The sequence below is a fragment of the Rahnella sp. PCH160 genome, from assembly GCF_047784855.1.
Taxonomy (GTDB): domain Bacteria; phylum Pseudomonadota; class Gammaproteobacteria; order Enterobacterales; family Enterobacteriaceae; genus Rahnella.
The window spans coordinates 1,523,923-1,543,833 of record NZ_JBLOGT010000001.1; the positions used below are offsets into that span (position 1 = coordinate 1,523,923).

At 50.8% G+C, this 19,911-nt stretch carries 17 protein-coding genes; 3 read left to right on the forward strand and 14 right to left on the reverse strand.

Annotated elements, in window-relative coordinates:
• Positions 1-286: 286 nt before the first annotated feature.
• The 4 genes from istB to ACM5QY_RS07095 all read right to left on the reverse strand — a co-directional run bounded on the left by istB (position 287) and on the right by ACM5QY_RS07095 (position 3,729).
• Entirely contained in the window at positions 287-1,027 is a 741-nt protein-coding gene (istB, locus tag ACM5QY_RS07080; protein WP_416122809.1) for an IS21-like element helper ATPase IstB, read from the reverse strand.
• Positions 1,028-1,040: 13 nt separating this feature from the next.
• A complete protein-coding gene (gene istA / locus ACM5QY_RS07085) occupies positions 1,041-2,585 on the reverse strand; it encodes an IS21 family transposase (RefSeq protein ID WP_416119222.1) in 1,545 nt (514 codons plus the stop codon).
• A gap of 194 nt (positions 2,586-2,779) precedes the next feature.
• Positions 2,780-3,184: a type VI secretion system tube protein TssD gene (gene tssD / locus ACM5QY_RS07090; RefSeq protein ID WP_416119886.1), complete on the reverse strand. Its 405-nt coding sequence runs from the start codon at positions 3,182-3,184 to the stop codon at positions 2,780-2,782.
• Positions 3,163-3,729: a VasL domain-containing protein gene (locus ACM5QY_RS07095; RefSeq protein ID WP_416119887.1), complete on the reverse strand. Its 567-nt coding sequence runs from the start codon at positions 3,727-3,729 to the stop codon at positions 3,163-3,165. Before ACM5QY_RS07095 ends, tssD begins: the two co-directional genes overlap by 22 nt.
• Before the next feature lie 438 nt (positions 3,730-4,167).
• Between ACM5QY_RS07095 and ACM5QY_RS07100 the strand changes: the two genes are divergently transcribed.
• The 3 genes from ACM5QY_RS07100 (at position 4,168) to ACM5QY_RS07110 (ending at position 5,532) form a co-directional block, all read left to right on the forward strand.
• Positions 4,168-4,689 carry a hypothetical protein gene (locus ACM5QY_RS07100; protein WP_416119888.1) on the forward strand — a complete coding sequence of 174 codons (522 nt, stop codon included), beginning with the start codon at positions 4,168-4,170 and terminating at the stop codon, positions 4,687-4,689.
• A 224-nt stretch (positions 4,690-4,913) separates the two neighbouring features.
• On the forward strand, positions 4,914-5,207 hold the full coding sequence (locus tag ACM5QY_RS07105) for a hypothetical protein (RefSeq protein WP_416119889.1): 294 nt from the start codon (positions 4,914-4,916) through the stop codon (positions 5,205-5,207).
• Between the two features lie 121 nt (positions 5,208-5,328).
• Complete coding sequence (locus ACM5QY_RS07110; protein ID WP_463366395.1) at positions 5,329-5,532, forward strand: DUF805 domain-containing protein; 204 nt, start codon at positions 5,329-5,331, stop codon at positions 5,530-5,532.
• Between the two features lie 119 nt (positions 5,533-5,651).
• Here ACM5QY_RS07110 and ACM5QY_RS07115 read toward each other — a convergent pair whose 3' ends face one another.
• From ACM5QY_RS07115 to tagH, 10 genes are read right to left on the reverse strand one after another with little or no spacing between them, the layout of a single operon-like run.
• Positions 5,652-6,131, reverse strand: a complete 480-nt coding sequence (locus ACM5QY_RS07115; RefSeq protein WP_416119890.1) for an Hcp family type VI secretion system effector — start codon at positions 6,129-6,131, stop codon at positions 5,652-5,654.
• 43 nt (positions 6,132-6,174) lie between these two features.
• Complete coding sequence (locus tag ACM5QY_RS07120) at positions 6,175-7,509, reverse strand: VasL domain-containing protein (RefSeq protein WP_416119891.1); 1,335 nt, start codon at positions 7,507-7,509, stop codon at positions 6,175-6,177.
• Positions 7,510-7,552: 43 nt separating this feature from the next.
• The gene (gene tssM, locus ACM5QY_RS07125; protein ID WP_416119892.1) at positions 7,553-11,095 is read right to left on the reverse strand and encodes a type VI secretion system membrane subunit TssM; all 3,543 of its coding nucleotides are present in this window, start codon (positions 11,093-11,095) and stop codon (positions 7,553-7,555) included.
• 20 nt (positions 11,096-11,115) lie between these two features.
• Positions 11,116-12,549: a type VI secretion system protein TssA gene (gene tssA, locus ACM5QY_RS07130; RefSeq protein WP_463366396.1), complete on the reverse strand. Its 1,434-nt coding sequence runs from the start codon at positions 12,547-12,549 to the stop codon at positions 11,116-11,118.
• A gap of 21 nt (positions 12,550-12,570) precedes the next feature.
• Positions 12,571-13,278, reverse strand: a complete 708-nt coding sequence (gene vasI / locus ACM5QY_RS07135; protein WP_416119894.1) for a type VI secretion system-associated protein VasI — start codon at positions 13,276-13,278, stop codon at positions 12,571-12,573.
• Positions 13,266-15,911, reverse strand: coding sequence for a type VI secretion system ATPase TssH (gene tssH / locus ACM5QY_RS07140; RefSeq protein WP_416119896.1), 2,646 nt, complete (start codon positions 15,909-15,911; stop codon positions 13,266-13,268). Before tssH ends, vasI begins: the two co-directional genes overlap by 13 nt.
• Positions 15,912-15,926: 15 nt before the next feature.
• Complete coding sequence (gene icmH, locus ACM5QY_RS07145) at positions 15,927-16,691, reverse strand: type IVB secretion system protein IcmH/DotU (RefSeq protein ID WP_416119897.1); 765 nt, start codon at positions 16,689-16,691, stop codon at positions 15,927-15,929.
• 3 nt (positions 16,692-16,694) lie between these two features.
• On the reverse strand, positions 16,695-18,038 hold the full coding sequence (tssK, locus tag ACM5QY_RS07150) for a type VI secretion system baseplate subunit TssK (RefSeq protein WP_416119898.1): 1,344 nt from the start codon (positions 18,036-18,038) through the stop codon (positions 16,695-16,697).
• A gap of 2 nt (positions 18,039-18,040) precedes the next feature.
• Positions 18,041-18,574, reverse strand: coding sequence for a type VI secretion system lipoprotein TssJ (tssJ, locus tag ACM5QY_RS07155; RefSeq protein WP_416119900.1), 534 nt, complete (start codon positions 18,572-18,574; stop codon positions 18,041-18,043).
• A complete protein-coding gene (gene tagH, locus ACM5QY_RS07160) occupies positions 18,571-19,899 on the reverse strand; it encodes a type VI secretion system-associated FHA domain protein TagH (protein WP_416119901.1) in 1,329 nt (442 codons plus the stop codon). Before tagH ends, tssJ begins: the two co-directional genes overlap by 4 nt.
• Positions 19,900-19,911: the final 12 nt, after the last annotated feature.

Consider the following 19,911-nt stretch of genomic DNA (forward strand, 5'->3'; position numbering starts at 1 on the left):
ATAGCGCTATCTATCAGCCAATATTCATCTCATGTCACTATGGTAAATTGATGCCTTGAACATCACAGAACTCTATCATTCCATAGGCTGTAGGCACTCGTCCCTGCAGTGATATGTTCCCAAGTGATTGTTTCATATGAAAGTGTTAGTGTTTCATGAGGCAGGCAATTACTGTTAAGTATCACGTTGCGTATTCTGGCGAAGATGAACGGTCGTTCCGGCTGAACGTGAATGCGTTATTTCCTAACGCGCCCTAACTTCTTTTTATTACACCGACCGTTCACTTTTAGTCAACCTGTGCCAGTCGTTTTCTCATCGATTCACCTTTCATTTCCAGACGGTGCGAGTTATGCATCAGACGATCAAGGATCGCGTCCGCCAATGTGTTATCTCCAACGCAACCGTACCACTCATCCGTTGGCAGCTGGCTTATCATGACCGTGGCGTTCTTACCGTACCTGTCGTCCATCAGTTCCAGCAGATCGTTACGTTGCGCTGGTAGTAACGGTTCGAGACCCCAGTCATCCAGGATAAGCAACTGCGTTTTGGACAGTTGAGCAAGTTGTTTCCGGTAACTGCCGTCTGCCCGGCTGTGGGTCAGTTCAACCAGCAACCGGCTCAGTCGCCAGTACTGTACGCTGTAACCCTGCTGGCAGGCGTTGTTGCCCAGCGCACAGCCTACATAGGTTTTACCGCAGCCGCAGGGACCCGTTATCAGCAGGTTCTGCCCCCTGACCACCCACTCGTTCTGGCTTAACTGAGCGATCCGCGAACGCTCCAGGTTTCTCACCGGCTGATAGTCGATGTCGTGAACCGAGGCTTCAAGCCTCAGCCGGGCCTTTTGCAACAGGCGTTTCTGTTTGCGCTGATCCCTTTCCAGAGATTCACGCGTCACCAGCAACGCCAGCCTTTCCCTGAAGGAGAGCTCTTCGTAAGTGCCGGGTTGTTCCATCTGTGAGGACAGCGCGGCTGCCATTCCCATCAGTTTCATTTCAGTCAGCTGTTTCATCAGCGTATGTGGCATTATCGAGTTCCCTGTTTCAGTGGAAGTGGCGTGGGCCACGGATGTTTTCATGTTCCTGAGGAAGTTCCTGAGACGGATGCAGATCGCCGTCCGCCGGAACAAGGTCGCGATTATTTTTCAGTATCGATTTTATCTGCTTCAGTCGGGTTAGCCCCTCAGCATTAGCCAGCCGGCAGCTGTTGTTGACGCGCTCAGAAGGATACTCGCGCGTCAGGCTCAGTAACCCCAGACACAGGCGGTAGGCCTGCTCCGAATGCGCTTTTTCCACCAGACGCTCACTGACCCACTTGAGCGTGTCGGAGCCCACGCCTGCCGCCCAGTTTTTCAACCGCTCTGGCGTCCACTGCTGATGGTGGCGATGACGCTCCGGCATATGCTCTGCTGCGGTGCTGTTACCGGGATGAAGACGCCGCGGGTGACTGGTGATCATCAGGCCCTCAGCCCAGACCTCCAGCAGGTTGTCGAAGGCATGAAGTTCCACCGTTTTGCCGACGTACTGATGCGGCACAGAGTAATGGTGCTGTTCATATTCAACGTGATAATCGATATTCACTTTCGCTTTTTTGATGTGCCGGTAGCGCCACGGCTGTACCGGTAACGGCCTGAGCGCAGGTTTGTCCAGCCTGTCGAAGGCTTCCCGGCGGTTGCCGGGCAGTTTTTTAAAGGGGCGTTCGTTGAGATCCGTAACCAGCGTACGGATACAGTGGTTCAGTTCTGCCAGCGAGAAGAAGACCTGATGCCGCAGTCGGGCCAGGATCCAGCGCTCAACGATCTGAACGCCAACTTCCACCTTCGGCTTGTCTCTGGGTTTTCGGGGGCGGGCCGGTATTACCGCGACCTGATAGTGCTCCGCCAGTTGCTGGTAGGACGGATTCAGTTCGGGATCGTAGCGACAGGCTTTATTAACCCCGCTTTTGAGGTTATCAGGGACCAGGATTTCGGGAACGCCGCCGAAGAACTCCAGCATCCTGACGTGGCTGAGAAGCCAGTCCGGTAGCGACTGTGTATACGTGGCCTCCGCGAAGGTATAGTTTGATGCCCCCAACACCGCCACAAAGATCTGAGCCTGCCGGCACTCACCGGTTTCGGGTGAGATAACCGCCACCGTGGGCCCACAGTAGTCGATAAAGCATTTTTCACCAGCGAGATGCTGTTGGCGCATGGAGCGCTTCTGTGACTGGGACCAGGTCTGGTAGCGGCAGCAGAACTGTGAGTAGCTGTACGCCCGGATCGGCATCCGCTGACAATACTCTTCCCACAGAAGGTGGCGGGTGACGCCTTTCTTACGCAACTCCATATGGATTTTAGCCCAGTCAGGATCTTCCAGCGCACCGGGACGACTGTCAGAGTCCGGATACAGCATGCTGGCAAGCCTGGGCTCTGACATCCCCTCTGGTAACGGCCAGGAGATCCCGGAGGCCTCAAGGCGTTTGAGCATTTTCTGGATGGCACCTGTGCTGACATCGGCGCACTGGCTTATCTGACGGAATGACAGGCCGACCTCAAAACGCAGCCTTAAAATTTCATGGATTTTACGCATTGCGATTCTCTTGTTTGGCATATATCACCCCCTGTAATGAAAGGGATAGATATAGCAGCAAAAATCAATGCGTTAAGAATGATTCTGGAAACGTGAACAGCAATTCCGGTCAGGTGAACACCGATTCTGGCAAAATGAACAGTGATTCTGGCCATGGTGCAAAATCGTGGTATTTTCCGTCGGAATACGCGTTCACGCGAAACCAGAAAGTGCGTTCACGTTCTGCCAGAATGAGTGTTCACGATAGGCCAGAATATGCACACGTTAGGGAAAATTACTTCAATGTTGGTAATTCGAGCTTTAGTTAACTTAAATTTATAGAATAATTCGTTAATGCCAAATTTGTTTATCCTGTGAACATCAAAGTCACATGTGAGTATTTCATTTTCTGATACTGACTTACAAAGTAAAAGCGATGATTTGTCGATAGGCTTAGTGATAAATACCGGGTGATGATTGGCATTTTCTTCTCGTGAAATAGCATGTGAAAGGTCATAAACCATTATCTGATCCTGATATGCTATCTGTGCCTTATTCCCAATAGAATCCTGCGATGAACACCCTGCGGAGATCAGACCATGGGTTTGGCCGTTGAGGGTTAAGTAAATAAGATGTGCCATGGTGTTATTCCCGGCTGCCCGGTACTTTTGATTAACAGCAAGCGGCTGGATAAGGCATCGAGCCGCTCGTCTATTTGTTTCTCTAAGGTTTGCGTATTTTGGTTCTTTTTTTTAGCGTCTTCGAGCTGAGTTAATAACGCTTCAACCGGTGTTTCCTTATTCAGCAGGGTTTCGGCCTGATAGGCGACGGTTTTGAGATAAGACAGCGTGACGCCTTCTTTGCTTTTTTCCCGCTGTAGCAGGAGTGCCGCGAATGCGTGTAAGTCCTGCTGAACCTGAAGATAGCCTCGCAGCGTCGGGCTGTTGTCGGCGCGCAGTGTAATTGCCGCATTCCAGCGGGCGGTGGCCTGCTGCTGCTGTTCGTTTTCAGGCCAGACGGCGGCCGCCATTTTGGCCATATGCCCGCCGGTTTCCAGCGGTTGCAGCGGGGAGGCATTCAGCAAGCGGTTCAGGCGTTGCGGGTAGTCTTTCAGCTCAGGTGATGCCAGCCAGAGTGCCGCGCCGCCCTGCGGGGTGTCGTTGACCCGCACGATTTGCTGCTGCATGGGCGCAACCTGCCACCACCATAACCCCCGCAGACCGCCGCTGTGCAGGCGCTGCCGGCCAGAAACACGCCATGTCAGACTTTGGAAAATCTAATTTATAAAAAATCACGCTGTAAAAAAAGTTCACAATGAATAATGTTCAAAGTAAGTTATTGCACAAGAGTTTTTTAATTAAATTAATGATAAGTGTTAATTTAATTGTTATAGGTTATGACTTTCATTCATGAAGCTAATAACACAATCCATTTTCATTTCTTATTATTATGGTAGGTTTTTTTTGTGGGTAGTTAAATTTTAATTTCTTATGTCGTATGATTTAATATACTATCCATAATAGGATATGGAGCCTCATGGTTGAGGTCTTATTGCGGTGGGCTTTTCTGTTTTATAGAAGATACAAAGCTCATGTATTTGAATTGAATAATAGGGGTTGTTAGCATGAGCATGCCACGTCATGTCAAAGGCACTGGGATATATTTTACTGTCGAAAAAATTTATGCAAAAAGTGGGCTACCTGCACTATGGAATACGGTTGGCAGTGCAGCTATCCAAGTGGTAAGAACGATCTATGAGGTATGTCATTTTCAAGATATATATCTTGATGACGAAAAAATAGACTATGACAACATAACGCTATGGCAGACCCTACGAATTTTATATGGGCATGAAGTGATTTCAAAAAACACTCCCGAAGTGGCTAATAACCTGGTTTTCTGTGGGACTAATACTTATATTGTTCCATTACCTAATCTGAATGATAACTTCTTAGGCGAAAAAATAACAAAATTACTTTCTGATAGCTACCATATTAATTTTGTTGCACCTCTTGATTTTGGTCAAGATCCTATCCCAGACATACAGCTATATGGTCGGTTAGATATAAATTTCATTTCAAGTAGTGGTGGGTTGGATGTGCCTACGGCAATTGCAAAATATAATAAAAAACTCGTGAAGTTGTAATTATTTCATCAGTTAATGAAATGAAATCCATTATGGATAGTATGAAATGAGGTTGTTTGTATGAAAGTTGAAATAGTTATAATATTTATGGCTTTTTTTTACATGATATTAGGTTTTGTTTTTTATCTTTATTTCATCGGTTATTTTTTTCTTGCTATGAAATAGTTATATCCAATCAACATGATGATGTTATTTCTTTGTTTAAGGCCGGTGGGTTTTTCTTCATGATGGGGTTGGCTGTTTCATTGTTCTTGTTATTAATTTCACGTAATTGGCGATTTGGTAAATGTAAGCGAAAATTGTTTTTTATGGTGGGGTATTTTCTTAATTTTATCATTTTAACTATTGTTTTAAAGGGGCAGGGGGCAGCTATATGTCATGGTGTATCAAATTTAAACTACACATTTTATTTGGCTAGAAATAGTGTGAGTTTAATCTGGGTTATTATCGCTACCACTATTTTAACACTGGTGGTTATAGGTATGTTTACTAGAGTTGTTAGTGGAGGTGATAAATGAATTTGGCGTGTATTATTCTCAATATTTTAAATCGTGGTTATGTTAACTCATTTAATTTTACAGGGAGGGATAATCGTTTTTTTTTGTTATTTTTGTTATTTTACATCATTTAATTTTAACTATTTTTTATATGTTGAGTGATGGATTTACTTTAGTGTTTTATTTATTTTACTTAATCCCTCTTCTTTCAAGTAATGTCCGAAGGCTAAGAGACACCAGGGTCTCAATTTGGTTATGCCTTGGGTATTTTTTTGTTCCATATATAGTTATCATCATATCTGTTTTTTTAAAGTCGAAAGAGGGTCATGTAAGAAATAGTGAATGACAAATCTTAATGTCAATCACTATTTCTTATTTTTGCAAAAAAATTAATGAAGGATAGGTTGTACTATAAGTAAAAGTACAGCCATTTATATACCCATGTATTTCTTTGTGGGGTAGTATTTATAAAATTCTATCATTCCACAAACTATACGAACTTGTACCTGCAGATATGTGCTCCCATGTTATTGTTTCATATGAAAATGATATTTTTTCTTCAGGCTGATTTTTATTATCTAATAATACATTTGGAATATTTAGATTAATATATGTCATTCTGGCCTTAGTGAGCTTTAATTTATAGTATAATTCGTTTATTCCGAATCTGTTTGTTCGATAAAAATCAAAATCGCATGTTAAAATCTCATTGTCAGATATAGCTTTCCCTAACAATGGAGATGATTTGTCAATGGGTTTCTTTATTATTACGGGGTGGTGTGTAGAACTCTGCTCTCTTGAGATTGAATTTGTCAACTCATAAACCATTATCTGATCTAAATGTGCGATCTGTGCCTTATTCCCAATAGAATCCTGCGATGAGCATCCTGCGGAGATCAGGCCCTGGGTTTGGCCGTTGAGGGTTAAGTAAATAAGATTTGCCATGATGTTATTCCTTTCGTTTAGTCATGTGTATTAACGGTGTTGATTAACGCGTTATTCCCGGTTGCCCGGCACTTTTGATTAACAGCAAGCGGCTGGATAAGGCATCGAGCTGCTCGTTTATTTGTTTCTCTAACGTTTGCGTATTTTGGTTCTGTTTTTTAGCGTCTTCGAGTTGGGTTAACAGCGCTTCGAGCGGTGTTTCCTTATTCAGCAGGGTTTCGGCCTGATAGGCGACGGTTTTAAGATAGGAAAGCGTGACGCCTTCTTTGCTTTTTTCCCGCTGTAGCAGGAGTGCCGCGAATGCGTGTAAGTCCTGCTGAACCTGAAGATAGCCTCGCAGCGTCGGGCTGTTGTCGGCGCGCAGTGTGATTGCCGCGTTCCAGCGGGCGGTGGCCTGCTGCTGCTGTTCGTTTTCAGGCCAGACTGCGGCCGCCGTTTTGGTCATATGCCCGCCGGTTTCCAGCGGTTGCAGCGGGGATGCACTCAGCAAGCGGTTCAGGCGTTGCGGGTAGTCTTTCAGCTCAGGTGATGTCAGCCAGAGCGCCGCGCCCCCCTGCGGGGTGTCGTTGACCTGCGCAATTTTCTGTTGCATGGGGGCAACCTGCCACCACCATAACCCTCCGCAGACCGCCGCCGTGCAGGTGATACCGGCCAGAAATCCGCCGATAATGGGCAGCCGGGAAGGGCGTTTTTTGTTTTCGGAACCGGCAAAATGCACTTCGACTTTCGGTGCCTGATGTCCGGGGTCCATGGCGGGCAGCGGCGAGTAGACGGGCTCGGCATAAGCCGCCGGTTCCGGCATATAGACCAGCGTCGGGGAAACGTACTGACAGGCCTGCGCGCTTTGCGCCTGCTGTTCGGCCTCCATCCGTTTACGGATGTTCTGCATAAAATAGAGCAGGTTTTCTACCCGGGGAACGCGCTTAAGTTCGACCTGCTGAAGCTTGTCGCAGATGAGTTGCAGGGTGCGTTCGGTGCGGTACAGCAACGGGACGTCGCCGAGCGCCAGAGCGGGATTTTTTCGCAGGATGTTGCCGATGCGGGTGTTGAACCACTCCAGCATGTCGCTGCGCGCCTGGTAGTTTTGCGGCCAGAAGCGCTCCCATTCGGCGGTGATCAGCCCCGCCAGCAGCTCGCACCCTTCACAGAACCCGGACAGGCCGTTAATTTTGGTGCGCGCCAGCGTGTAGTAAGTGGCCGTATGTAAATCGACCCCGTTGCTTTTAAACAGCGTCAGCGCCAGCGACTCAATCAGCCGCCAGTTCACTTCCGGTTGAGAAGGGTGGTTGGATTTGTTGATCTCTTCGCGTATCGCGCTGAACTCCGGTAAAAAGCGCGGATCGTCGCCAAGTTTGATGATGTGTGTGTCGTCGCTCATGGTTTTTCCTTAATACCCCGGCATCGCTGCCGGGGTTACTCCTTTAATACAAGGTATCCGGCAGGCTGAACTCGCTGAAAAGTCCGCCGGTGAACGGGTTGTCCTGGGTGTCGACATGCACGCGGTAATTCATGTAGCCGCCGTCGACGTTGAAGCGGACGTCAAACGAACCGTCGTCGACGTTGGTCAGGCTGCCGGCGTCCATCAGGCGGAACTGCGCCCACGGCCCTTTGAAGCTGATGCTGCGCGGTGACCCGCTGTCGTTGCCGACCAGCGTCAGTTTGCTTTCGGTGCCGTCGCGCATGGTGTTCGGCCAGACGAGATGTGCGGTGTAGTTGCGGCCGTGGCTGTAATCGAGCAGTTGCCCGTCCATATTCAGGACGCTGCGGCGTTTGTTGGAGGAGAGTTCGGTGGTTTCAATCGCGTACTGCGTGCCGAGCGCGCTTTGCTGCGTGAAGAAGGTCTCACGGATTTTTTGCGCGGTTTCCAGCTGCGGCTGAACGTCCGGGCGGATGAGCACGTCGCCGTCCTCGCCCCAGGTGAGTTTGTTCTCGATAAACAGTTTCAGGTTCTGCTGGTAGAAGCTGTCGAGCACGCCGTCGGGTTTGAAGAAGCGGTTGAAGGCATCGAGAGAGGCGTCCTGCGTGGCGTCCGGGTTAAACGGATAGCGGTCTGCCAGCTGTTCATTGAATGTTTTGACTACCTTGTCATTCCACTCGACTTCCATGTAATGAACGGCTTCGATCATCACCACATGCCAGGCCTGATCGGCCAGTTTACCGACCCAGCGGTTGAGGGGTGCAGGCAGGGTTTTTGCCATCTGGCGTGTGGCGAAGATGGGGTCGCTGTTGTTCTGGTCGAGCCGCATCTGCACCGCTTTCAGGGCGGATTTCCCCGGCACCGGCGAGTTCTGGATCGCCAGCAAATAACGGTGCAGTTCGGTTAACTGCTGATAGACCGCCTGCAACGTACTTTGTTTGTCTTTTGTCTCCGTCAGCACGCCGTTCTCCGGGGCGAACTCGCGGCCCAGGCGCGTCAGCAGCTGGAAATCGAGGGACGACATCATTTCGTCACGTGCTTTGTCCGGCAGGTTGGCGGGCGGTGGCGGAAGCTGAGTATTGTCCCGCAGGGTTTGCAGCGCACGGTAGAACGGCTGGTCACCGCTGATGATTTGCTCCAGCGCATCGGTAACGGCCTGCATATCCTCGTATTCACGGATATCCAGATTGTTCATTCCCGCCTGCCAGGTCGCGGTGTAATCGCTGACGTACTGCTCGGTGATGTGTCGCTGGATCTCTTCGCGGTCGGTATCACTGAAAGTGACGTCTTTGGTGATATTGAGCACCCAGCTGTCCAGCGCCGTGAGTTCGACCAGACTGTCGCGCTGCTTCACAAAATAGCTTTGCAGTCCGTAGCGGGTGAGGAACTGCGGGATCGCCAGATCCTCATCTTTATTCGCCACGAAAACTTTATCGAAGCTCGGCCCGATCTGGTCCCGCAGGTTGAGATCCGCAGGTAACACACCCTGCGCTTTCGCCCTCAGGCTTTGATAAACCCGCTGATAAATAGAGAGTTTGCTGAGTTCGCGCTGTGCGGTGGCGATCGGCTTATCGTAAGGAATGAAACGGTTTATCGCGTCGTTATTTCCGTTTGCCCTTTGTGAATGCCAGTCAGTGTGATCCAGTGCGTAATCGAGATGCGACATCAGTTGCGTTTGTAGCTCGCGCTGGCCGTGGAAATTTTCGCTCCAGCGCTGAGACATATATTGTTCGACGACTTTATTATCGCGACCACTTTTGTCTTCCAGCATGCGGATCACGCGCAGAACGGCGAGTTTCTTCTCACTTCCCGCCGGGGCCGCGTTCAGGTCTTTTATCAGCCCGTTGAGCAGCGCCGGTAAGAAGCGTTGATCGAGGAGCTGGAGATAGGTTTTTTCGACGTAAGGGCCGATTTTCATGCCCTGATACAGCGCCATGTCGGTGAGCGCGTTGTGTTCACGATAATCACCGTATGCCAGCGTGGCGTCGCGCATAGGGTTAAGCAGCGGAAGCTGGAGGTTGCCCAGTTCATCAATGCCTTGTGGCGGCGGGATATCCATAAAGGATTTTGCCTGCGCCAGTACGTTGACGCCTGCGTGATAGTTGGAATTGTAGTAATAGTGCCAGCCTGCGATGCAGGCCACGGCGGCGGCGGCGCCAATCGCGGAGAACAAGGTGCGCCGCCGGCGGGTTTTACTCAGCCAGACGCTGTTTTCCCCCGCCAGATTAGGCTCTGCAAGCAGCACTTGCGGGAATAAATCGCGGGTAAAGTACGGTTGTGTGACCACCATCGGCCATGAGGAGAGCGCCGTCTGTCCGAGCCGATACTGAGCGGCGGCGGACTGGATGAACATATCGTCGACCTGACCGCGCTGAAGCGAAGAGGTGAGATAAACCCCGCGCAGCATAACGGACATATTATCGCCGGCCAGCAGGCTGGCGATTAACGCTTCGAGATGTTCGTTGATCCCGTGCATCTGGCGGTTAAAGCTGAACAACATGCTGCGCTGGCTGGCTTCCACATGGCTGAGTAAGAGGTCGGGCAGCGCCCGATTAAAACGCTGAATCCACTCTTGCCAGAAGGTGCGTAACTCATCGCGCCAGTGGTCATTATCGTGGGAACCTTCAGTGAAGGTGACGCCGAGAATAGTGTCGCGCTGCTGTTTATCCAAAGGCTGGAACAGCGGGGCGAAACCGTAGAGTAAATCCAGTTTGGTCAGCACGATATAGACCGGTAACTCACAGTGCAGTTGCTGACGGATATCCTGAAGCCGCTGCCGTAAAATGGTCAACTGACGCTCGCGCTGATGCTTGCTGGCGGTCAACAGCTCAGGTAAATCCAGCGAAAGGATAATGCCGTTCAGGGGCTGGCGAGGGCGGTTCTGGCTCAGCCAGCCGAGCCAGTGCTCCCATAAGCGGCTGTAAACGTTAGCTTCATCCTGACCGCTGACCGGCTGGTCAATCAGAACGCCGTCAATGTCAAAAATGACCGCATGTTCACCGACGTGCGGCGAGATGTGCCAGACTCCGCTATTTTCGCCACGCACTTTTTCCGGCACATATATCGTGTCCGAGGAGTAACCTTCGCGCAGTAACGTACTTTTACCACTGTCCGTCGTACCGATGACGATGTACCACGGAAGATGATAAATGGTGTTACGCCGGGCCAGATGCCGCTGTAAACGTAACAGCCAATGGTCGAGATGGCGCTGTTGCTGGTGCACTTCCTGGCTCTGCGGATCTTTCTCATGCTGGCGCTGTTGGCGCTGCAACGTTTCCAGATGCTGAAGGCGTTTTACCACCCGCCATGTCAGCCAGACAAGTGCGATGAGTACCCAGACAGAGGTGGCCAGCCAGCGGTTAGGCTGTGGTGCCAGCGGATGTTGTTCCCCCAGCGTCCATGACGGGCCTTTCCACCAAATCCAGACCAGCGATAATACCCAGCCGATGATCAACAGGATCATGGCGGAGATTTTGAACCTTGGCATTGCGGGTTTGAGCGTCGGTTTTAATGCCCGGAGAAAACCGGGCTTTGATATTCTGAACACAATAAAACTCCTTTTTTACTTCACTGGTCCGTCGTGATTTTTTCTTTTAATTGCTCAAGCAACGCAGGTTCCCAATCGGGTAACGTTATCTGGCGTGCAGTCTGGTGCAGAGTTTTGTATTGCTGGTGAGCGGAAGTGACTAAACCTGCTTTTTCAAGGAGCTGCGCGCCGAGATATTGCCGATAAAACAGCTGACGGGGTTCGTGGGATTGATGCTGAAGCTGGTCGAGAAGCTGCAAGGCTGGTGCCAGACCCTGTTCGGAAAAATACTGCCAGATACGGTTGGTTTCATCATCATGCGAGGCAGAGACGCCCGAAACCGCTTTTGACGTGTTGTCTTCCAGAAGCCAGTCCTGAGTCTGTTCACACAAAAAAGGAGTGAGATCGGTAAATTGCAAACTCCGAAGTACAGGGATGCGACCGATAAAAAGAGCCAGTTCGTCACGGATCGCAGCCGCTGTTTCTGAATAACCCAACTGGCTGGCGATGCGGGCTGAAAGGCAGTGCCCGTCAAACCAATAGGGGGCCAGCAACAGGCTTTTTTCGACCTGTTCCCAGAAATCAATATTGGCCGCCGGAAGCCGGGCCTGATAATCAGCCATCATATCAACCGGAAATGCGGCCAGTGATGTACGGCCGTTATTCTCTGCCTGCGGGGCCGCCGCGATGTTTTGCCAGAGTGCATGACGGCGCAGGCGGTACCCTGTCGCACTTTGCGGATGACGTTCGCAAAGTACATCGGCCACTTTCAGCAGCGTCTGACGCCAGGATTTATCGTCATGCGTTTCGACGCTAACAGCGGTCGCCGGGCGCGGGTTTTGCGACTGGCTGCTATCACCGGGCTCAGTCCCCGCCGTGGCTGGTGCAGGCGTTTCCTGTCTGACCGTGGCTTCTGTGGCCTGCTCATGAATCCGGCGCTGATAAAGCGTGAAGAGTTCGTCAGCACCTTGTGACAGTAAGAGGCTATCTGTTTTCTTCCAAAGCTGGGCCAGATGGGCAAATTCCCCCAACATGGCGTCCCGCTGGGCCTGATCGGCATCATCGGCAAAGCTGGTCGCTGCCGTCTCAAATCGTTTGAGCACCTGCTGTGCAAAGCGATTTTTATGAACCCCTTTTTGCGGCCACGCGTGCAGCCAGAAGTGCTCCGTATATTTTGTCAGGAGCTGGAGGGCCAAAAGAACTTCTGCTGCTTTGCCACCATGTTGCAGCGTGCGCAACAGATGAACCATCAGCCGGAAATCTTTGCTTTCATTCATCAGTAATTTCAATGCTTTCTGCTGAATTTCTGCAATATCGAGCTGGCCATGCGTCAGCGAACCCAGCCTGACCATTTCACTGTCAATGTATTCCCAGTCCGCATTGGTTTCACTCATTTCAGAGCGAATTTTTTCTTGCGATAATGAAGCAAGTACCTGTCCGAACCATGCACCTGACGTCTGTGTGTCCATGAAAATTCCCTTTAAAAATCGGTATAACTAGTCCGCCCAGTGGCAGGCCACTCTCATTGGATCGAGTGTCTTTTCCAGATCGCTGATAGTGAAAGTCAGCGATGAGAGCGCTGCATTCTTGTTGGCTGAGACGTCATGACCTGACGTGTTAAATGTCACCGTTAGTGTTTTCGCGCCGAAGAGCTGCTTAATCTCATCAATTCCCGGAAGTCCGCGACTGGACTCCAGCAGCGAATCGTTTTCACGCAGGAACCAGTGGGTATTGACGTGGATTTTTTCCGTGGTCATCGTGATGTCCGGCTGGCCATTGAGTGGCTTTGGCAATGCGATTTGCATACGGGTGATATTGTCGATGCAGCTGAACATCAGCACAGGCCGGGGAGGAAGACTCCCCAGTGCAGGTGTGGTGATCACTACCGAAGGGCGCTCGCCCTCGGTCAGTTTGGTCAAAAATTGGGTTGAGTGATCGTCACGCTGTGCTTCCTGAGAAAATGCCCGCTGCCAGGCTTCGCCTTGTACTTTCGCTTGTACCAGTGCCCCGGAAAAATCTGGATAAACCGGGGTTAATAACCGGTCATAGCAATCAAGGCGCTCGAGTGATGCGGGCTCAGCCCGGCAAGCGGACATCGCTTTGAGCGTTGATTCTGCCGGGCTGAGTTCTGGGTTTGACGTGTCAGAAAATGCCTGACCTGAGGCGAAAGGCAGCAACAGGAAGACCAGCGTTACTCCACGCATAACTCGCCTTCATTCTCAGTGAGAGCTTCCTGAATATCCGCTGTGAAACGATGTTCGGCGACGCCAATAATGACGCGACGGATGGCTGAACCTGCGGCGAGTTTCTGTAGCAATAACAGAGACAGAGGGGGCAATACTTCGCCGTCGATAACGGATTCCAGCATACGGGCTCCGTTTTCAGCGCGTGTAACACGCAGCATAATTTCGTCGCTGACTTCTGCATCGATCACAACATCTGCGCCGAACCTCTGATTGAGCAACGTCTCCAGCCTTGCCAGTTTTGCCGCAATAATCGTGATGAGGGTTTCGCTGGATAACGGCAGGAACGGGATGGTTTCCATACGCGCCAGCAGGGCAGGTTTGAAGAAATCGGCCAGGATGGGGTACAGCGCTTCGTGCAGTTTCTCCGGGTTCTCGGCATGTTCAACAATCACCTGATAGCCCAGATTGGATGTGAGGAAGAACACCACATTTTTGCAGTCGATCAGGCGGCCTTCACCATCCGCCATTTCGCCTTTATCAAATGCCTGATAGAACAGATTCAGCACATCGGGGTGCGCTTTTTCAACTTCATCAAGCAGGACAACCGAGTAAGGCTTTTGGCGAATAGCTTCGGTCAGAACACCGCCTTCGCCGTAACCGACATAACCCGGAGGTGAGCCAATCAGACGCGAGACCGTATGTTTTTCCTGAAACTCTGACATGTTGATCGTGGTGAGATACTGGCGTCCGCCGAACAGTAGTTCAGCCAGTTGCAGAACGGTTTCAGTTTTGCCGACACCGCTTGGGCCTGCCAGTAAAAACGCGCCCAGCGGGCGACCGGGGCGGCGTAAATCCGCTCTGGCGGTCAGCAAATGTTTATGCAAGTGAGTAATCGCCAGCGACTGGCCTTTGATTTTTTCACCGAGCCAGACCGGCAGTTCGGTGATCAGCGCCATTTCACTTTGCGATAAACGGTTAAGTGGCACGCCCGTCCATTCTGCAATCACGGCGGCAATTTGGCCTTTGTCGACGTGCGGTGATACCAGCGTGCGCATTTGGTGCAGCTCACACAGCTCAGCCATCAGTGCTGCCAGCTTTTCACGTTTCTCCGGCGTTTCTTCGCTGTCCGTTTCAGCATCCGTCATGCTTAAGAATTCGTGACGCAACGAGATTATCTGATGGACTACATCGCGCTGATGTTTCCAGCTAACATCCAGATCATCCAGTTGAATTTTGGTTTCTTCGTGAAGCTGATGTAATTCATGTAGGCGCGTATCGTTCTGATGCAAACCAATGCGTTGTTCCCGTTCGAGCTGGCGAATTTCGGCTTCATATTGGTGCGTGGCCGTGGTGAGCGCAGAGATTTGTCGCGGCGGAGAAGACAAATTAATCGCTACCCGCGCGCATGCAGTATCAAGGACATCAATGGCTTTATCCGGAAGTTGTCGGCCAGACAGATAGCGTTCGCTGAGTATTGCTGCCGCCTGTAATGCTTCATCATCAATCAGCACGCCATGCGATTGTTCATAGACGGATGCCAGGCCGCGCAGAATAATCGTGGCCTCAGCGGCGGTCGGTTCGGAGACCTTCACGGGCTGAAAACGTCTTGAAAGTGCAGCGTCTTTTTCGAAGTATTTTTTGTATTCGCTCCAGGTCGTTGCGGCGATGGTTTTGAGTTCGCCACGGGCGAGGGCGGGTTTAAGCAGGTTGGAGATGTCCAGGCCACCTTGCTGATTGCCTGCACCGATCAGCGTATGCGCTTCATCAATGAAGAGAATCACGGGCGTCGCCGACTGTCTGATTTCGGTCATGATGCCTTTAAAGCGTTTTTCGAATTCCCCTTTAACCGACGCACCCGCCTGAAGTGCGCCTAAATCGAGCGTCACCAGTTCAGTGTTTTGCAGCTTTTCAGGCACCTGTCCCGCGACGATGCGCAGGGCCAGTCCCTCAATCAATGCGCTTTTACCGACCCCGGCTTCGCCGACCACAATCGGATTGTTTTTACGCCGGCGGCACAAAATATCAATCATCAGGTCGATTTCATTATCGCGGCACAAAACGGGATCAAGCTTGCCGTTGCGGGCATCTTGCGTCACGTTGGAGGAGTAGCGTGCCAGAAGGCTGTCTTCGTCGGAGTTCAGCGCGTGGCTTGCGCTGCCGTCAGGAAGAATGACGGATTCTGCCGAGTCCTTCGTCCATGCGGTGAATTCCAGACGCAGCAGATCGCGATTGATTCGTGCGAGTAACCGGGCCGCAGCTGGCGGAACATAACGTAACGGAGAGTGGATCAGCGCGAGCAGCAAAATCCCGCCACGCAGCTGTGAAAGCTGCATGTCAGCCGAGGCCAACAGCCACGCGTCTTTTAACCACTCAACCAACAGGGGTGAAAAACTCGGGTAACTTTCTACCGCCTGATTGCGGTTTTCACCCATGAGCGTCAGTGCGTCGCGCAGTTCGTCGGCATCAATATCGGTCTGTTCGATGATGACGCGAACGTCGCTGCGCGGGGTCATTAACATCTGCGACAGTACATGAGCTACTGTGATTTCTGTCGCCTGTTGATTGATGCATTCGGCTGCAGCCAGTTCCAGCGACTGTTTTGAAAGAGTATTCAGTCGGTTAACCAGTGTCGGTAAATCAATCTGGATCATAGAAATGTCCTTTTCCTATCTCAGCAAATTATTCAGTTGGTGCAAAATGTCCTGGGTCTGGGCATTCAGGCGCAATAAATAGAACAGATAAACAACGACCAGAATGGCGATACCGCCCGTCAGCAGGTGTTTGATCCCCAGCCGTTTAGCCAGCCGGTAAAAACCGTGTTCGCCCTGCTTATTCTGATGCAGCAGCGGGAAGGCACTCTCCCCTCGTAACTGGTGCAGAACGTGGTGTAGGCGGCGAAAAATCTGTTCAAATTCATCATTGTTTTGATTGCTGACTTTGTAGCGGCCACGAAACCCGAGTGAAAAGCACAGATATAAAAACTCCAGAAGATCCTGGTAGCGTTTGGGTTCCCCCATCAGCCTTTCGAGCAGGATGAACACTTTTTCACCCCCCCAGGTTTCATTATGGAAATGCACCAGTAATGACTGTTTGATCCACTCATTTTGCGTTGACCATCCCTGACCCAGCGCCGTTTCGTCGATGAATGTGCAAAGCACATACCGAAATGAAATGATGGTGCCTGGCTCATAGCCATGGTTCTGAAGTAACTGTTCGATGGCGCGGATATCCGTCACGACCTGACCAAACAGGTGCTCAGGCAACCCCCGGCTGCTCATGCTTTTCAGCCGCAGTACCATCCCAAGCAGCGGAGTTGCGGCATCAATCATAGGGTTCAGGCTGTTGCCGCGCAGCGTCATCCGATACTGGCGGTGTTCGTCATCGTGCGTTTCGTCCGGCAGCAATGACGTCACTGAAGGCATATCGCTCATGCGTTATCCCCTTATTGCCCAAAGTTGCAGATCCAGCTCCGGGAACGAGCCGGAGACGTGCATCGCGATGCTGTTTTGCTTCATGATTTCTGCCCATCCCTGACTGTTTTTATCCAGTGAGAAATAGACATAGTTGGCGTGATAAGGGATTTGGCGCGGCGCGGTATGCAGCGCGACTAAAGGCACGCCGGGAACCTGAACACTTACCACGTTGCGAATTTTTTCTACCGAGCTGATCTTCGATTGCTGAACGAACTGCCGTTGTAGTGCTTCATGCGGTAACAGTGACTTGACTGCCAGTACAAAGGTCGCTGACTGCAGCAGGGAGACATCGTTGATGAGGGTGACGTAAATTCCGTCCATTTGGGTAAATGGCAGATTCACGGCTCGCGGAGCCAGCAGGGTACCCAGTGCTTTTCGCAAACGTTGCATCGCCACGCCAAAGGTCTCTGTCAGGTTTTCGTGCTGGTATAACGCAAGCTTTTCCGGCAACCGCGATTCTTCGGTAAATGTTACCAGTTCGCCGTAGAGTGAAATCAGATCCCTGTAGAAATCTTCCGGATGCAGACAGGAGAGCGACGCACGGTGCGCAAATTTAATCTGATTGCGGTTGAACATTTGCAACATCATAAATTCAGCCACATCGGCAATACCTTGTTGGGAAGGCGAGCCAATACGTCCGGCAAGTTCAGCGGATCGGCTCGCCAGCGCGGAAGTGACTTCATCAAGATATCTTTTCAATGTGGTGCTGGCGTGGACGGTCTGGCAGCCTGGAATGAAATCAGGATCCAATTCCAGTCTCCCGTCAGGATGTCTGTTTTTAATGCGACAAACGGGAATGGTGACCCATGAGCTTAAATCCTCAGAGCCGTTCATCAGACGGGGAATGAGTTGCCCTAGTCCTAATTGAGTGGCATCGCCTTCATTAGTATGCAGGTCACGCACATCGCAGAAATTGATTCTGTAGCGGCCAGAGGTTTGGCCTGCGCTGTGCATGCCTTCAACTTCATTGATGACGTCGCTGATGATCGGGAGAACCAGAAAAATATCCCGGCTTGCCACGGAGTTGGCGTTTTCCACCAGTAAAGGGGCGGGGACGATATCCTGATCGGGCACACTGAAGACGGTACCGTCCGACAAACAGCCGACGGCTTTGTTAATGCTGATTTTGCCGTGCCTGAGCTGCGTTTCATCAATGTCGAGATCGGTAAACCCCCAGATAAGGCTACTGATAGCTGACAAACGATTGTGGATGATGTAGTCGTTATAACGCTGAAGTTGCTGAAAATGCTGAGGCTTCACAAACAGCCCTTCCTGCCAGATCACTTTATTTTTCATAGTTGCCACGATCATTCATCCTCTTTTTTTAATTCGATACTGTGTTCACGAACGTGTACCAGCAGGTGGTAGTGATGGCCTATGCCCGTAACGCGCTCAATAGCTTTCCATTCCGTTACCTGATCGTCAGAAAAATAGGCCACCACGCCGATATAGCGGGTCGTGGGTTCTAATTTCGTGAGCGGCAATGTTTTCATGGTGTCTGGCAATAAGTTGAAATCCTGATGGTCGATATAGTTTTTACCCAGAACGTCATCCAGTTTGTTGGTGGTTATCTGATCGAAATCAGCGGCCCGAAGCTTTGAATCCTCACTCATATAAATGAGCTGGAAGCTCACCGGAGAAGCCTCACCGCTGTCGTTAGGATTGATATCGGGCTCGGTTAACAGCATGACCGTCATATCTGAAGGTTGAGCCGCGTTCTCACCGACTTTGATGTCCGGGTTCGCGATCACTTTGCCTATTTTTTTTACGGTTTCGCATCCGCTCAGGGATCCGGCCATGAGACATATCAGTGACATCGACAGGAAAAAACGCCATTTCATGATGCATCTGACTCCCGGTTCATCTGGCGTAGTACGCGGTCATAAACCTGCGCATAGACTTCGTTGAACAACTTCTCAAAGCCCAGCTGTCGGCTGGATGCCAACTCCTGGTAATAGCTGCAGTACATGCGCCATGCCCAGGCATCACTCATTTCCTGACGTTGTTCGTGGCTGCGACGATACTGTGCAAAGCGCGTCATGAGCTGCTCAGGTGAAAAGGCATCGAGCATCATGCGTAGCGCCTCGACGATGGCAGTCTGGTTTGCCTGATTGTGCGATTTCAGATTACGCAGGCTTTCTGAAACAGCCGCAGGAGCGGAAAGATGCACCGGACTTTTTTGATCGGCGAACAGGACACTCAATGCGGTTTCATAATTAAGATTCAGACGCAGCGGGTTATCTTCGAGCGGGCGAAGATGCTTGTCGGAGAGGCTGTTTTGCTGGAATTGCAGATCCAGTAGCCCTTTCACCGCAGCTTGCAAAGTGCGCCCGATTTCTTCTAAAAAATCATCAGCATCCTGTGAATTGTGCAGCGGGACAGCATGGCCTAATCCGCGCATCAATGGGCTCATGGCGACATGCTGATAGGTCAGATCCTGTTCCTGCGTTTTAAAAGGGTCTGTATCGGCGTAATCGCGATGCGCGTGAATGTCAGGCAAGTCCATAAAATTATTGTCTATTCCACTCTTAGGGGCGATATCTGAATCAGGGGCAACCCGCGAGACGCGATGGGAATACTGCAACTGAGCAGGTTCATCAAAGGCAGAAAACCCGGCGTGAAGCGTGGTCAGGCTCTCTTTTTGTAAAGCCGCTAACGGGTCTTGCGAAAAACTGTTTACCAGCGTCGGGGCTGTTTCACTAAAGGTATGATTACCCTGATAACTGGGCTGCCCCTCAGTGGTTAATAAGGTCTCAGTCAGTTGATCTCGGTTCATGACGATTGTTTCGGGCGTAGCATTTTGAATGTCATAATCCACGGCTTCACCGAGGTGAAACTGGGCTTTGATGCGAAGTGTTCCGACGTGAATTTCGTCTCCCTGAGACAGACGGATTGGCCCCGAATTCAGTGAGACAGGTGCCTGATTTATCGTCAGATTCCGGCTATAACTTTGCAGGCAAAATGTCCCGTCATGCCAGATGACAGAGCAGTTTTTCTCTTCGATGCTCAGTTGGCGATCCTGAACAGACCAGAAGCATGTTTCTGCATGACCGATTTCACCGCCCTCTGTGGTGAACAGGCACTTTGCAGCCCGGCCACTTTCCAGTTCATTACCATTTAAAATCTGTAATGAGAGGGATGGCTGTTGTTGTTTTTCCTTTGCCATACTGCGCTCCAT

Coding starts and splice junctions, on each gene's coding strand:
- ACM5QY_RS07095 (WP_416119887.1), bottom strand. CDS start 3,729: ATGCAGCAGCAAATCGTGCGGGTCAACGACACCCCGCAGGGCGGCGCG.
- tssH (WP_416119896.1), bottom strand. CDS start 15,911: ATGATCCAGATTGATTTACCGACACTGGTTAACCGACTGAATACTCTT.
- ACM5QY_RS07115 (WP_416119890.1), bottom strand. CDS start 6,131: ATGGCAAATCTTATTTACTTAACCCTCAACGGCCAAACCCAGGGCCTG.
- tagH (WP_416119901.1), bottom strand. CDS start 19,899: ATGGCAAAGGAAAAACAACAACAGCCATCCCTCTCATTACAGATTTTA.
- icmH (WP_416119897.1), bottom strand. CDS start 16,691: ATGAGCGATATGCCTTCAGTGACGTCATTGCTGCCGGACGAAACGCAC.
- vasI (WP_416119894.1), bottom strand. CDS start 13,278: ATGCGTGGAGTAACGCTGGTCTTCCTGTTGCTGCCTTTCGCCTCAGGT.
- ACM5QY_RS07120 (WP_416119891.1), bottom strand. CDS start 7,509: ATGAGCGACGACACACACATCATCAAACTTGGCGACGATCCGCGCTTT.
- ACM5QY_RS07105 (WP_416119889.1), top strand. CDS start 4,914: ATGATGGGGTTGGCTGTTTCATTGTTCTTGTTATTAATTTCACGTAAT.
- istA (WP_416119222.1), bottom strand. CDS start 2,585: ATGCCAAACAAGAGAATCGCAATGCGTAAAATCCATGAAATTTTAAGG.
- tssJ (WP_416119900.1), bottom strand. CDS start 18,574: ATGAAATGGCGTTTTTTCCTGTCGATGTCACTGATATGTCTCATGGCC.
- ACM5QY_RS07100 (WP_416119888.1), top strand. CDS start 4,168: ATGAGCATGCCACGTCATGTCAAAGGCACTGGGATATATTTTACTGTC.
- tssD (WP_416119886.1), bottom strand. CDS start 3,184: ATGGCACATCTTATTTACTTAACCCTCAACGGCCAAACCCATGGTCTG.